This is a genomic window from Pedobacter sp. Leaf170 (genome assembly GCF_920984665.1).
Taxonomy (GTDB): domain Bacteria; phylum Bacteroidota; class Bacteroidia; order Sphingobacteriales; family Sphingobacteriaceae; genus Pedobacter.
In genome coordinates this window covers 164,680-179,774 of sequence record NZ_CAKLBP010000004.1, presented here as the reverse complement: position 1 = coordinate 179,774, position 15,095 = coordinate 164,680, and the positions used below count along the sequence as shown (strand labels likewise).

The following is a 15,095-nucleotide window of genomic DNA, read 5'->3' as shown; positions in this document are numbered from 1 at the left end:
TGTTACACAATTACTGAAATAGCAGCAGGTAGTATCTCTGCTTCAACAGTGTTAATTTTTCCGATATATTCTCCGTCAACCTGGAAATGCGCTTTATGTTTCGATGCTATTTTTACGCTAGATGTTTGAAAAACCTCGATTTTTTTTGGGTTAAATGGAAGTTTGGTAAACCAGATCTTCAAAATTTCTAAGTACGAATAATCCTTTACCAATATAATTTCGAAAAGGTCATCGTCTAACTTTCCATCCGGATTTATTTTTAAACCAGTGCCGTACATGGTAGCATTTGCAATGGCAACCATCGCAGCTTTAGATTTTACGCTTTCGCCTTTAATTTTAATTTCTACATCCATGCGTTTGTGGTTCCATAAAGCATGCCAGGTAGCCTTTGCATAACCCCACATACCACGGTTGGGTAAAGTATCAAACTTTTTAACCAGATAAGCATTAAAGCCTAAATCAGACAAATGAATACAAATTTCATCATTTAACTTAACCAGGTGAATTTTTTTAGGCTTTCCATGTTCAATAATTTTTAATGCCTCTTCAATGTTTGTTGGTATGCCAAGTTCCTTTGCCATACCATTTGCAGACCCCGCTGGAATTATACCGATTGGCGTATCAGAATTTAGCAAGCATTCGGCCACGAGTTTTAATGTGCCATCACCACCTGCAGCAATTACTTTATCAGCTTTTGATTGGTCAATTTTAGATTTAATTTTATCCATCGAGCAATCATCCGGCAATTCAAATAAATCTATTTCAATATCTTTATCAATAAAATATTTCGAAATAACATCTTTTAGATCGATATCGTGGCTGCCTGAACCAGGGTTAATAATGAATAGTAATTTCATGAATGCAAGCTAATTTGCTCCTTTCAAAACAACTAAACACAAAGTCTGTTTTAAAATAGATGAATAAATCTACAAGCGTAAAGATATATCATGGTTACGGGCATACCCAAAATTTGGTGGTGTATGGTCACGTGTTTAAGCGGAAAGCAAAAACTGAGCAGATTTACAGCGAAAATCTATTTGTAAACATTGTTCACTTACTTAAATTATTCATTTTAAAACCTTATGCTTTTGTTAAAATACGCTTGCAATTTTTCGATCAAATCATCTACAATAAAACAGAAGCTGATGGCTTTTTTAAATTTGAATGGAAGGCAAACAGTGACGTTGAAGCCGGTTGGCATTATGTAAAAGTTGAGGCTTTAGCCGCAGATGATACCGTTTTAAGCTGTAGCGAGGGCAAAGTTTATGTGCCGCACATTACGCAGTACGCCTTTATTTCTGATGTTGATGATACCGTAATGGTATCGCATTCGGCAACCATAGGACGTAGATTACGGGAGTTGTTCATTAAAAATCCGCGAACGCGAAAAACATTTCCTGATGTGGCTAACCATTATCAGCTTTTGGCCAAATCTCATACGGAAGAAAACCAGCCAAATCCTTTTTTTTACGTGAGTAGCAGCGAATGGAATTTGTACGATTACCTTTTAGAAACTTTTAGATTTAATGAATTGCCTGAGGGGGCATTCCTGTTAAATACTTTAAAGAGATGGAAGGATTTGATACGTACCGGTAAAACCGGACATGAGGGGAAATTAATTAGAGTAATGCGGATTTTAGACGCTTTCCCTAACCAAAAGTTTGTGTTTTTTGGCGATAATTCGCAGCAAGATCCGGAAATATATACGTCTATTGCCGAGAAATATCCAAAAAATATCGAAGCCATCTACATTCGGAATATTAGACCCGAAAAGGTTGAAGAAAGCCTTAAATTATTCGAAAGGGTAAAGCCTTTTCCAATTAAGACCTGCCTTTTTAACAATAGCTTAGAGGCTATTGAGCATTCTAAACGAATAGGTTTAATTTCTTAGAATTTGGAGCGCAATTGTATTGCTCATCGGTTTCGATAGTCCCGCTTTCATTTCGCCATGAAAAATGGCTTCAATTCAATCGAGGGCTATTTAAATAAATTTGCTGCTTTTGGCAAGAAACAAACTGGTTATGAAATAGACTTTCCGAATGGCGTAAAAGCCAGGTTCATTAATTTAAAATGCTGCCTGCCAAAAGGAATACCAACAATTGTGATGCAAAGTAAAATACCGAAGAAAAGGTGTGTTAATGCAATCCAAAAACCTCCACATACTATCCAGATTAAATTCATAACGGTTGATAAACATCCGGTATTTGATGAAGTATCCGTAATTTTTACCCCAAATGGAGCCAGGCCAACAATTGCAAATTTAAAACATTGAATCCCGAAGGGAATACCAACAATAGTTAAGCACAATATTAATCCACCGATTATATATTCAAAGAATATAAATATTCCGCCAAAAATAATCCAGATAATATTGCCTATGAAATTCATTGTATATTTTTGTTTTAAATTATTTATACTGCATTTTTTTGCAATATATTATCCAATTCCGTCATTGCGAGGCACGAAGCAATCTATATGAAAAGAGATTGCTTCGTGCCTCGCAATGGCGATACCGTATTTGTTATTTTAAGATAATTCAAATGTAATTTTGTTACAGATAGCATAAAACAGAACACTATAATTTCTTTATTTTGGGATACACACAAAATGAGACCTTATTATGAAAAAAATTACTGCACTGGCAACGGCTGTTGCCTGCTTTGCACTATTTAGTGCTAAGGCCCAAACTATTAACGGCGTTCGCCTAAGCGATATCCATGCTGATTATGTTGAAATTAAGGGCTCGGGCAAACTATTTTCGGATAAAATTCTAATTTCTTTAGAATACGGACAAATTGTTACCGAATTTAATGACGTTGTTGTTAAAGATGATGCCGGTAAGCGAATGGAATTTAATTCTACTATAGATTTTATTAATAAATTTAAAAATTATGGGTACGAACTTTTTCAAGTGTATTCAGAACATGGGAAAGATTCAAGTAATGCTGTTTATGTTATGAAAAGAAAATAAGTTTTAGTCCGTTATTGCGAGGCAGAAGCAATCTCACTTATAAGAGATTGCTTTCCCGAAAAAACGGGACAAACGGTGCCTCGCAATGACGGAAGTAAAACGACGAATTAAAACCTATTTGAACATACCTTTCAGCTTCGCTAATTTTTCCTGTAAATCTCCATCAGCATCTTTTTGTTCATGCTTAGGCTTAAAATTAGGTTTTGAATTGTTCTGTTTAAAATCTTGCCTTGGCTTTTGTTCTTTAGACTTCGGACTTCCGACTCCCAACTTCGGATTATTTTCAGTCTTCATCGATAAAGAAATCCTTTTACGGGCAGCATCTACTTCCATAACCGTAACTTCAACCTTTTGGTGTACTTTAACAATATCGTTTGGATTTGCCACAAAACGGTTTGCCAGCTGACTGGTGTGAACCAAACCATCCTGGTGAACGCCGATATCTACAAAAGCGCCGAAATTGGTAATATTGGTTACAATTCCAGGCAACTTCATGCCGATTCGTAAATCAGCAATTTCATTTATGCCATCCGTAAAACTGAAGGCTTCGAATTGTTCACGCGGGTCGCGGCCGGGCTTTGCTAACTCTTTCAAAATATCTGTTAGTGTTGGTAGGCCGATTTCATTTGTAACGTATTGTTGCAATTTAATCTGCTTTTGCAAAGTTGTATCTTTCATTAATGCAGAAACGGTGGTGCCTAAATCTTTAGCCATTTTATCAACCACAGCATATCGCTCTGGGTGAACGCCGCTTGTATCTAAAACATTTTCTGCATTGCGAATACGTAAAAAACCGGCTGCTTGCTCATAAGCTTTACCGCCTAAACGTGGAACTTTTTTCAAACTTTCGCGGTTTTTAAAAGCTCCGTTTGTATTTCTATAATCTACTATGTTTTGTGCTAACGTTGGTCCTAAGCCAGAAACATAGGCTAAAATTTGTTTCGAAGCTGTATTTAATTCTACACCAACCGCATTTACAGCACTAATTACGGTATCATCCAGGCTAGCCTGTAATTTGTTTTGGTCAACATCATGCTGATATTGCCCTACACCTATTGATTTTGGATCAATTTTTACCAATTCTGCTAAAGGGTCCATTAAACGGCGGCCAATTGAAACCGCACCACGAACGGTAATATCCTGAGTTGGAAATTCTTCACGGGCAACTTCCGAAGCTGAATAAATCGAAGCACCACTTTCATTAACCATCACAATTGTAACATTTGGTAAATTTAAATTCCGCACAAAAGATTCCGTTTCTCTTCCAGCAGTTCCATTACCAATTGCAATAGCTTCTATATTATGCTTTTCGCAAAGCTGCACAAGCGTAGTTTCAGCATTTTTTACATTTCCTTGTCCGGTATGAGGGTAAATGGCCGTATTTTCCAAAAGTTTGCCTTGCTTATCTAAGCAAACTACTTTGCAACCTGTACGGAAACCAGGGTCAATCGCTAAAACATTTTTCTGTCCCATTGGTGCAGCCAACAACAACTGACGAGCATTTTCTGCGAAAACTCGAATGGCCTCTTCGTCAGCTTTTTGTTTAGTAAAAACCCGCAGCTCAGTTTCCATTGCAGGCTCTAACAAACGTTTATAACCATCTTCTAAGGCGTGTTGCACTTGTTTAGATGCAGCGTTATTTCCGGCAATAAACTGGTTTTCTAAAATTGATAAAGCTCCTTCAGCTGGTGGTAGTGCATCTAAGCGTAAAATCAGTTCTTTTTCGCCACGGCGCATGGCTAAAACTCGATGAGATGCGGCCGTTTTGACTGGTTCAGTCCACTCAAAATAATCCCTATATTTAATACCCTCTTCTTCTTTTCCTTTAATAACTTCCGATTTAAATTCGGCCTTTTCCTGGAAATAAGTGCGCATTTTGGTGCGTGCTTCAAGATTTTCCGAAATCATTTCAGCAATAATATCCCGAGCGCCCGCTAAGGCTTCATCCAGCGTATTTACGCCTTTTTCAGCATCTATAAATTTATCTGCCGCAGCATTTAAATCAAAATTCTGTTGGTCGAAAATTTGCAAAGCTAAAGGTTCTAAGCCTTTATCTTTCGCCATCGAAGCACGGGTTTTGCGTTTTGGTTTAAAAGGCAAATAAATATCTTCTAAAAATGAAATGGTTTCGGCTTCATTAATCTGCTTTTCGAGTTCAGGTGTAAGTTTACCCAATTCGGTCATCGATTTTAAAATCGCTTCGCGGCGTTTGTCTAAATCCCGTAATTGTAAAACTCTATCGCGTATTGCGGCAACCTGAACTTCATCTAAACTTCCGGTTAATTCTTTACGGTAACGCGAAATAAACGGAACGGTTGCGCCTTCATCTAATAAGTTTACTGTTGCGCTTACTTGTTTTTCTGCAACTTTTAGTTCGGCTGCAATTATTTTATGGTGAGTTAGCATATTCAAAAATTAATGCGGCAAAGCTAATCAGGATTTAAGGATTTTTAGAAATGATTTTTCCACCTTAAATTTTGAGTATTTAATCTTTAAGTGTACTAAGACTTGAATGTTTTAGATTTATTTTTTGGAAAGCAAAAACAGAAGATTTTATGATGGTCCGTCGGGCTTTACGCTATATTCCCGATGAAAAATCGGGAGATGCCGCTTCAATCCCGTTTAGATAACTTAAGTTTTTGCTGCTATGAAGGGCTACAAAGCGTAAAATTTAAACATTTATTTTTTCTCCTCTGCCTTCATTAAATCTCTTTGCGCTTTAAATTTGGTTATTTTTGCAATCAAATCCAGCGGCATTGGTTTATCAATTGGAAACTGAACTGCACCTTTGCTCCATTTATAATCTCCAAATTCGTGTTGAAAAGCCTCGATGCCTGAACCAGTAGGATAGAAGCCAATGTGTTTTTTATAGGCAGCAAAATAGACTAAAACCCTATTTTGCTTAAAAGCCGGCATTTTATAGCTGATTACTTCTGTAGCGTTTGGCACCGCATTATGAATAGTTTCTCTAATCTGCTGTAAAATTTCTTGCGTTTTAGCAGGAAATAATGCAATATATTCATCGATGGTTTTTGGCTCTATTTTCTCCATAATAATAATTTTTGCTGAGCTAATATAAAAATTATCGTTTGGTTTTTTGGGTTTGAGTAAGAACCGCACTGCGTTTTTTGCACAGGTTTTTGTAAAATAAACCTGACAGGAATGGAGATACTTTTTTGTCATACCAACGAAAAAGATTGCCACGTCGTTCCTCCTCGCAATGACGACAATTTGAGCATACAAAAGTTATAAAAAGATTGAAATGGATGGCGGGGCTACTGAAGGCGAAGAATTACTGAAGGTTGGTTTTCAAATTATTTGCCACTGAAATACAGAATTTATTTATTAAAGTAAGATTGCTTTCTGCCTTGAAATGACGTATAACGTAAAAATCCCCCAAATTGCTTTGGAGGATTTGTATATGTTTTGTCTTCGATTTGTTCAGAATGACAATTTATTTTGTTGCGTACATAACTTCTTTAACCGCTTTAATTACTTTCTCAGCATTTGGTAAGCTGGCTGCAATTAAAGTTGGCGAGTATGGAAGTGGTACATCTGCACAAGTGATACGTAAAACAGGAGCATCTAAATAATCAAAAGCTTGTTTTTGCACCATAAAGGCAATTTCACCAGAAAGTGATGCTAATGGCCATGCTTCTTCTACAACTACTAAGCGGTTTGTTTTCTTAACAGATTCGATAATTGTGGCGTAATCGATAGGACGAACAGTACGTAAATCGATAACTTCTACATTAATACCTTCTTTAGTTAATTCTTCTACAGCAGGGTTAACCACGCGAGTTAACATTTTACCGAAAGTTACAATGGTTACATCAGTACCTTCTTTGGTTACTTTTGCTTTACCAATTTCGATATAATATTCTTCAGCCGGAACATCACCTTTATCGCCGTACATTACTTCAGATTCCATAAAAATTACTGGATCTGGATCGATAATAGATTGTTTTAATAATCCTTTTGCATCGTATGGTGTAGCCGGAACGACTACTTTTAAACCTGGAGTATTAGCAAACCAGTTTTCGAAGTTTTGTGAGTGTTGTGCACCTAATTGGCCCGCATTACCTGTTGGGCCGCGAAAAACCATTGGGCATGAGAACTGACCACCACTCATTGATAAAATTTTAGCTGCACCGTTGATAATTTGGTCGATAGCTACCAATGAGAAGTTGAATGTCATAAATTCAACAATTGGAATAAGGCCTGCTGTTGCAGCACCAGTTGCAATACCTGCGAAACCTAATTCGGCAATCGGGGTATCGATAATGCGTTTCGCACCAAATTCATCAAGCATGCCCTGACTTACTTTGTACGCTCCGTTATATTCTGCTACTTCTTCACCTAATAAAAAAACGCGGTCATCTTTACGCATTTCTTCGCTCATGGCTTCGCGTAGTGCTTCTCTAAATTGGATTTCTCTCATTGTAAATTTTTATAACGGTGGCAAATATAATTATTAAAAGCATTGAAACCAAAGGCTATAATGCGTGTATTTTGTAATAATTGTGGTTGGTTTTGATGGAATATTTGGCTTTTTACTTTTTATTTAGATTGTTATTATCGAAAGGCTAAAATATAATTTCGCGGTGCATTAACTTAGGTTGTTTTTGTATTACATTTTGTTTATTTCTCCAAACATTTAATGATTGGGATTTAGTAATCCATAAATTTCGCTATCTAAAAATTTCCCTCTAAAATAGTAATCTTGTTTAAAGTGAGCTTCTTTTAAAAACCCATGTTTTATAAGCATTTGTCGAGATGCATCGTTGTCTACATTTATATTGGCACTAATTGTATGCAGGTTGATGTCTTGAAAACCAAAATCAATCGTTTTTTTCAAAGCTTCTGCAATAATTCCTTTTCGCCAATAATCGGGATGAAGCATATAGCCGATTTCCGCCCTGTGATTTGCAAAATCCGTTCGCCAATAACCGATAGAGCCAATCATTTGATTCGGATTTTTTTTCAAAGCGATTACCCAGGCTAAATTATCACCGTTTTCAAAACCCAGGTTAAACTTGGTAATGAATATTTTAATTTCCTCTAAATCTTTCGGCCTCTCACGGTCAATATATTTCATAACCGTTTCATTGGTTCGCATGGCGAATAAAGTTTCCGCATCAGAAATGGCATGTTCCCGAAGGATTAATCGTTCCGTTTCGAGGATAGGGAATTTTGTGAAGTTGAGGGTTAGCATTTTTTATTCGTTTCGTATTTCAAATTTATACTTATCTGCGAATTCTTTTACTTCCATTGCAAATGATTTTTTAGCATGATGTTTCTCTTGGTTTTTTATATAACTTGTTACAATTTCTAATTGCGATTCACTTACAGATATAGCGAAATAATCATCCTGCCAATTAAATGTATCAGTAGTTAGTTTGTTTTTGTTTATCCAATAAGCTGATTCTCCTTTAATCAGTTGTGCGGTCTTTGCAATAGTTTGTTCTTTTCCTAACGATATCAAACAATGCAAATGCTCAGTATGTCCATTTATAGCGGTTAAGAAAATAGATTTTTCTATACAATTTTCAATTATATGATTTTGAACTTTGTAACGGATGCTTTTGGTTAAATAGGGATGTCGATTTTTTGTTGAGAACACCAGGTGAACCCAAATTTTTACATACGACATAATGGATATTTTGGCTAAAGCCAATATATGAAATAATTTTTATCCGTTGGTTGAAACCAACGGCAAAGAAATGAACAGTGCAGTTGGCGATTTCATTATATTGATTGGTTTTCTATTTATTGCCGTTGGTTTCAACCAACGGCTTAAGATCATAAAAATGGGCTTTAGCCAACCCCTATTTCCCAAACAAAGTTTTATAGATCGAATACTTATAATTATCAGGTATTTCGCTGACATTAAAATACGGTGCGCCAAATAATTCTGCAAGTTTTTCTTTTAATCGGGCTAAAAACAAAGGCTTAATTTCTTCTAAAAAATCGCCTTTTAAAACCTGTCGGTTAGATTTAAACCAAACACCGCCATTAATCGGGTCGTTCATTGTTTTAACGATATATAAATTTGGTTCTACACAAGTTTTGCCTGCAGATTGCTCGTATGCATAGGTATAAAGCAAGGTTTGTATCAGTGCTTTGTTGATATGTTTACCGTTTGAATTAAAAAGTTCATCAACATCTTTAAATGCCAATTTATCACTACCCGTTTTATAATCTACAATTTTTGTTATGCCATCCTTAACATCAACCCTGTCAATATAACCGAAAATTTTAACACTTTCTTGCTTTCCATTTAATGAGAAGCTGATTTCGGCCTCTACTTTTTGCTCTAAACTTATAATGGTAAACGGCGTTTGCGTAATATCCTGATTTAAAATAATGTTTACATAAGCATCAACAATGGCAAGAATAACCTTTTGCATGCCTTTATATTCCATCACCTTGTCAGCATGATTAAACATTACTGCATTAAAGGCTTTTTGAATTAACTGAGGAACTAAATTTTTCCTTTCTTTAATTCTTTCTTCAGTAATCTCTGCACTTCTTAAATCTTCGTAAAAATATTCCATCACCTTGTGCAAAATTGAACCAATTTCATTTGCCTCAACAACTGCACTAATTTCCTTGGGTTCTTTGATACCTGCAATGTAGTTGAAGAAAAAATCAATCGGGTTAGCAATGTACTGCGTTAGCGCCGAAGGCGATAAAATTTTCTTCTTATCAAGATATTTTTGCAGCGTTTCCTGAATAAAAGCATTTCCTGTTTTTTCAATCTGAACGGCTTTAAATTCCTCTGTTTTTACTTCGAGATTTAATTCATGGTAGGTAAAATTAAAGCCGCTTTCATATTCCAGTTGCTTTAAAATTCTGCTGGCTTCGCCCGATGTAGATTCATCGGTTAAACTGTTGTAAACAAAGTTGATATTTTTCGCTCTTTGCATCAAACGGTAAACCATGTATGATGAGATGGCATCTAAATTTTCTAAAACAGGCAAACCATAAACCCTTCGAATAGAATCTGGTATAAAGCTATTGCCGATAGATGATTTAGGAATGATGCCTTCATTAAAACCGAGAATAACCACTTTATCAAAATTTAAGTTCCTGGTTTCGAGCAAGCCCATAACCTGAATACCATTTAGTGGATCGCCGGAAAGCGGAACTGCAATGGCTTGTAGCGATTTTTGCACAAGGTAAATAACAAAAGGAATTTCTTCTTTACCAATATGTGAATTAAAGGTGTCGTGCAGGCGGTTTAACTCCTGAATGGTTTTTACAAAAAGTTCAGCATCAATTTTCTTTAAAGTTTTTGCGTTTGATAATCTGGTTAAAACAAAATCCAGAACCTCTAATAAATTGGTCACAACCGATTGAGGATTATCGATTTTTTTATAAAAAACTTCAAAAAAACCACTTTGTCGCAATAAACGAGTGTGTTCTATTTCAACCTGATTTTCTTCTAATAGTGCAGTTAAAATTTTATCACGCATTTTTTGCGTTAAGCCAGTTAATGGATGCGTTAAAAAGGCTTCAACATTTTTGTAACTTACTTTATTGCCTTGCAAAATTTCCAGTTGGCAGGTTAACCATAAATCAACCAAACCAAAAATACTTGAGGTTGATAGTGCAAAACCCATGGTTACGTTAAGGTCGATTGCCTCACCATCATAATTTGTAGGGATGGTTTGTAACGTTGGAATAAGCAAACTCTCATCTGCCAGAACCACAACTGTTTTACCAACGGTTTCTGCATTGGTGTAATCTTCTTCTAAAATATTATTCAGGATTTTTGCCTGTGCCGATTGTCCCTGAACTTTGAAAACATTAACATTGTGCTCGCCCGTTTTCATTAAGCTTTCCTTTTCAGAAAATTCATTTCTTAAGCCTAAAAGGTTGAGGTTTTTTCTTAGAAACAATCCCGCCTCTTGCGAAGCATCATCTAAATAATAGCTATCTGCATCAAAATAAAAGAGCGCTTTATCTGTTTCTTGTAACTGACTAAAAATTTTTGCTTCAGCACTACTCAAAGCATTAAATCCGACGAAAATGATTTTACCTTTATCAAAATTTGAGATAAATTCCTGGTGACTTGTAATATCATCCGCCAGGTGGCGATAAACTGAACCATTGGTTAAATAGCCTTGTTCTTTTAATACAGCGTGAAATTTGTTATAAAGCTTTGGCATTCTGCGCCACATTTTTATAAATAATTCTTGCTGTTTTTTGTGTTTACCTTCTGAGTATGACGTCCAGAATTGTGAAAGGAATTGATATTGCTCCGGACTTAAATAATCAAAATCCTGATTGATAACTGAAATGTCTTCCAAATCGCGGTAGAGTTTTTCTGCATCAACTAAATCAGCATCAATTTGGTTAAAATCGCTTAAAATTATCTTTGCTAAAGGAAAAAATTTATGACTTGAAATGGTTTCAAGCTTTTCTTCAACCAAAAGTTGATTATAGATTTTATGAAGCGTAAAAAATTGCAAATAGAAATCGGCTATTTTATAATTTGTAGAGCATGCAAAAAACTCCTGAATGGTAAAAAAGGATGGACTGAAAAACGGCTTTTTAATTATATCTGCAAAATGCTTTTGCAAATAAGCAGCTGGTCTTTTATTATTGAAAACAATGGCACAATTAGCCAGCTGATTTCCAAATCTGCTAACTAAATCTTCGGCAACTTCTTGTAAAAATGGTTTCATAATTAAGATTTAAAAAACAGATTTGAAAGTTCTAAAGAAGATTGCTCTCCCGAAAAATCGGGATAGACTGTGCCTCGCAATAACGTTTGTGCGGTCGTCATTGCGAGGCACGAAGCAATCTTAAAGTGGTTAATATCTATGTCGTAGAACTTCATATTAGACTAATTTCAATTTGCCTTTAACAGCATAAAATAAATAGGTTTTAATATTATCATAACCCATTTCCGATAATAAATTTCTATAGCCATCAACTTGTTGAATGTGTTTCTCACTTTCTTCTAAAGTAAATTTATAATCCAGAATAATTACTTCATTATCATTTATAAGCACTCTATCCGGTCGGTGAAGTTTACCATTAACATCAATAATACTTTTCTCGGTTATACTTTCTCCGGCGGCATCTAAAAGTTCTTTAAGCTCCGGATGGTTTAAAACCTCCATTGCTGATTCAACCAGCTTTTGCTTTTCTTCTACCTTGATAATGCCTTGCAAAATAAGGTTTGCGGCATAATCTTCAACACCTTTCTGACTTGTTGCACTCGCCAATATATCATGAAGCAATGAACCTTTCCGACCCGATTTTTCGATATTAACCAAGTGTTTTAAATGCTTTTCTTCTGAAGAAGTGTAGAGCTCTGATAAACGTGTTGTAGTTGGATAGCTTTTCAAATTAATAAAATTTGATGCTCCATCCTTATTTTCGATTGTAATGTATTCTACAATTTCATAAACCCCGTTTTCATCAAATTCGTTTTCGAAAGTGAGGTTTATTACATCGCCCATATTGGATAAATTAATTTCTTTATTCCCTTTTGGTTCGGCCTTACCCATAGTTGCGATGTATAAATAATCTTTAGAGCGGGTAGTGGCTACATAAAGCATATTCAATGCATCCATATTGTTATAAAGTAACTCTTCATAATAGGCTTGTGCGATTGATGAATCAGCCAAATCTTTATTGTATTTTAATGGAATACCCCGCAGTTCCTTATAAACTGTATCTTCTGATGATACCCAAAAAGTAGAATTCGCTTTGCCTTTGACTTCCCAATTGCAAAAGGGGACAAAAACCGCCCTAAAAGCTAATCCCTTAGATTTATGTATGGTAATAATTTGAATCGCATCAGCGCCTTCTGGCGATGGTAGAGATTTTTTTACGCCATCTTCATCCCACCAGGTTAGGAAAGAAATAATACCTTTTTCGCCAAGCTTTCCGGCGTTTGCTGTTAAATCTCTAAAGGCCAATAAATAGGGTAAATGTTGAGCAAGATTTTTTAAATCATAAGCTTCGAGCAAAATCTCTATTAATTCTGCCAGCGGAAGTTGCAGCCACGATTGCCAGTTTTCGCAAAGCGATTTTGGGAGAACATTACCTAGCGTGCTTAATGAAACGTTAACTAAATTTAGATAGTGGTTGGCGTTTGCATCTTTATCATGTAAAGAATGATAGAGTGCAATGCAATTTGCCTTGTAAAGTGCGGTTTGAGCATCTAAACCTATCAATATTTTTAAAGTATTAATGATGAGCTGAACGGCAGAATTGTTTGAAATCAATAAAGCATCACCAGATAATACCGGAAGTTTTTGTTCCATCAACTTCTGCACCGTTAACATGGCTTCGCTATTGGAGCGAACTAAAATTGCAATGTCTTTTAGTGCATAATTTTGCTCGTTTTTAAGGTGAAGGATTTCTTCGATAACATCGTTTAAAGCAATATCTCTAAAAATTGTTTCTGTAAAACGTGCCTCGTCCGGAACCTGTTCTTTGCTAAATTTTTTAATTTTAATGGTTCCGCCTTTTAGCGTATTTGCTGCAAAATTTTGGGTTGAGCTTGCATAAATATCGGTAATGATGGAGTCGTAATGCTGCGTATTCCACCATGCTGTAATATTTTCTGGCTTGCTCGCTAAACTCTGGTTTAACTCATTTTGTAAGGTTATAGGAATTTGGCGGTATAAAAAGTTATTAAATGTGATGATGTTTTCTGTGCTCCGATAATTTTCTGCTAAACTGTCTTCGATAACATTATGCGGGCCAACATCCGTTTTTGCATGCTTGTGTAAAATATTCCAATCGCCATTTCGCCAGCGATAAATAGATTGTTTTGTATCACCAACAATAAGATGGTCGGTTAAATCTAAACTGGGTGTGGCAATAGCATTGGTTAAAAGCGATTTAAAACTTCCCCATTGGCTTGTAGAAGTATCCTGGAATTCATCAAAAAGAAAATTACGATAACGATTACCAACTTTTTCCCAGATAAACGAAGGGTTGTCGCCGGCATCTTCCGTAATTCCTGAAATTAATTTTTGAGCATCGCTGATTAATAGATTATCATTCTCGGCCCGATATTCCTTTAATAACACGGCAATTTCCTGCATCAACCTTAAATAATAAAGGTTTTTGTTAAAGGCAATTGCTAATTGATAAGTTGGTAAATGGTTTAGATAATGAGCTTTAATCTTTTGCAAAATCGGGTTAACGGTTGTAAAGGCTTCAGGATTATCTGCGTTTTTTTGAAACCATTCTTCAGGCTCATCAATTATATTAAAAATGGGTTCTATTTTGGAGAAATCGCCACGGGCAATTAGAATTAATTTTGTTAATGGGCTTCTCGATTTTCCTTTTAGCTGGTCGTTTTCTACACCTAAAACTTCAAGTGCCTCGTTTGCATCTTTAGCAAGCTGAATAATTTCGCTTTCGAAATTTTTAATTTCATCTTTAGTAACGCTGATGTATTTTTTAAAGAGAGCATCAATGTTTTCCAGCCCTAATTCTTCTACGGCTGATTCGAAAATTTGAAAGCGTTCTGAAAAAATTTCTCCGATTAGATTATATAATTCGATTTTGTAATTCCAGCTTTTATTATCGCTAATGCGCTCGATAGCCAAATCGATAATCCATTGCAGTAATTGTTTATTGTCGTTTAAAGCCTCATCAAGTTTATTTACTAAATCATCTTTAACTTTATCATAATTCATTTCTAAATTATAATCTGCATTTAAGCCAAGTTCAAAAGCAAAGCCTCTAATTACTTTTTGTACAAAACCATCAATGGTACTTACCGAAAAACGGCTGTAATCGTGAAGAATTTTCCGATAGATTTTATCAGCTTTAAATTGGAGTTCTTTAGCATTTAAATTTGGATGAGCCGCTAAAACCAATTTCCGATAATCATCAATTTTCTTTGCGGGATTTCCTTTTGCTAAGCCAACCAATACCTCCAGAATTCTGCTCTTCATTTCTTCGGTAGCTTTATTGGTAAAGGTTACGGCTAAAATTTCTCGGTATTTATTCTCGCCAGAAAAAAGCAAAGTAAGGTAGTGCGCAGTTAAACTGAATGTTTTACCAGAACCGGCAGAAGCTTGAAGGATTTTAAGGGGTTGAGGCATATTTTTCTTGGCTATGGGTTTTATTCCCCTCCTTTGGA

The 15,095-nt window shown here is 35.6% G+C and carries 11 protein-coding genes; 2 read left to right on the top strand and 9 right to left on the bottom strand.

All coding sequences use genetic code 11. The annotated features are described in order from the left end of the window. Positions 1-2: 2 nt before the first annotated feature. Positions 3-857, bottom strand: a complete 855-nt coding sequence (locus LUA90_RS11550) for a diacylglycerol kinase family protein (protein ID WP_231460428.1) — start codon at positions 855-857, stop codon at positions 3-5. Positions 858-916: 59 nt separating this feature from the next. Here LUA90_RS11550 and LUA90_RS11545 point away from each other — a divergent pair, with 59 nt between their 5' ends. Then, the gene (locus LUA90_RS11545) at positions 917-1,891 is read left to right on the top strand and encodes an App1 family protein (protein WP_231460427.1); all 975 of its coding nucleotides are present in this window, start codon (positions 917-919) and stop codon (positions 1,889-1,891) included. Between the two features lie 128 nt (positions 1,892-2,019). Here the strand turns inward: LUA90_RS11545 and LUA90_RS11540 are convergent, their stop codons facing one another. Continuing rightward, positions 2,020-2,388, bottom strand: coding sequence for a YccF domain-containing protein (locus LUA90_RS11540; RefSeq protein ID WP_231460426.1), 369 nt, complete (start codon positions 2,386-2,388; stop codon positions 2,020-2,022). 232 nt (positions 2,389-2,620) lie between these two features. On the opposite strand from LUA90_RS11540, the gene LUA90_RS11535 reads away from it, so the two are divergent. Next, positions 2,621-2,971, top strand: coding sequence for a hypothetical protein (locus LUA90_RS11535; RefSeq protein ID WP_231460425.1), 351 nt, complete (start codon positions 2,621-2,623; stop codon positions 2,969-2,971). A 114-nt stretch (positions 2,972-3,085) separates the two neighbouring features. Here LUA90_RS11535 and LUA90_RS11530 read toward each other — a convergent pair whose 3' ends face one another. From LUA90_RS11530 to LUA90_RS11500, 7 genes are all read right to left on the bottom strand, one after another. Further along, complete coding sequence (locus LUA90_RS11530) at positions 3,086-5,377, bottom strand: Tex family protein (protein ID WP_231460424.1); 2,292 nt, start codon at positions 5,375-5,377, stop codon at positions 3,086-3,088. Between the two features lie 273 nt (positions 5,378-5,650). Further along, positions 5,651-6,022 (bottom strand): iron chaperone, encoded by a 372-nt coding sequence (locus LUA90_RS11525; RefSeq protein WP_231460423.1) that lies wholly within the window; start codon positions 6,020-6,022, stop codon positions 5,651-5,653. Positions 6,023-6,425: 403 nt separating this feature from the next. Continuing rightward, positions 6,426-7,412, bottom strand: a complete 987-nt coding sequence (locus tag LUA90_RS11520) for a pyruvate dehydrogenase complex E1 component subunit beta (protein ID WP_231460422.1) — start codon at positions 7,410-7,412, stop codon at positions 6,426-6,428. A gap of 216 nt (positions 7,413-7,628) precedes the next feature. Further along, on the bottom strand, positions 7,629-8,186 hold the full coding sequence (locus tag LUA90_RS11515; RefSeq protein ID WP_231460421.1) for a GNAT family N-acetyltransferase: 558 nt from the start codon (positions 8,184-8,186) through the stop codon (positions 7,629-7,631). Positions 8,187-8,189: 3 nt separating this feature from the next. Further along, complete coding sequence (gene tnpA / locus LUA90_RS11510) at positions 8,190-8,624, bottom strand: IS200/IS605 family transposase (RefSeq protein ID WP_231460420.1); 435 nt, start codon at positions 8,622-8,624, stop codon at positions 8,190-8,192. A 175-nt stretch (positions 8,625-8,799) separates the two neighbouring features. Continuing rightward, the gene (locus LUA90_RS11505) at positions 8,800-11,664 is read right to left on the bottom strand and encodes a PD-(D/E)XK nuclease family protein (protein WP_231491028.1); all 2,865 of its coding nucleotides are present in this window, start codon (positions 11,662-11,664) and stop codon (positions 8,800-8,802) included. 156 nt (positions 11,665-11,820) lie between these two features. Continuing rightward, on the bottom strand, positions 11,821-15,057 hold the full coding sequence (locus LUA90_RS11500) for an exodeoxyribonuclease V subunit beta (RefSeq protein ID WP_231491027.1): 3,237 nt from the start codon (positions 15,055-15,057) through the stop codon (positions 11,821-11,823). Positions 15,058-15,095: the final 38 nt, after the last annotated feature.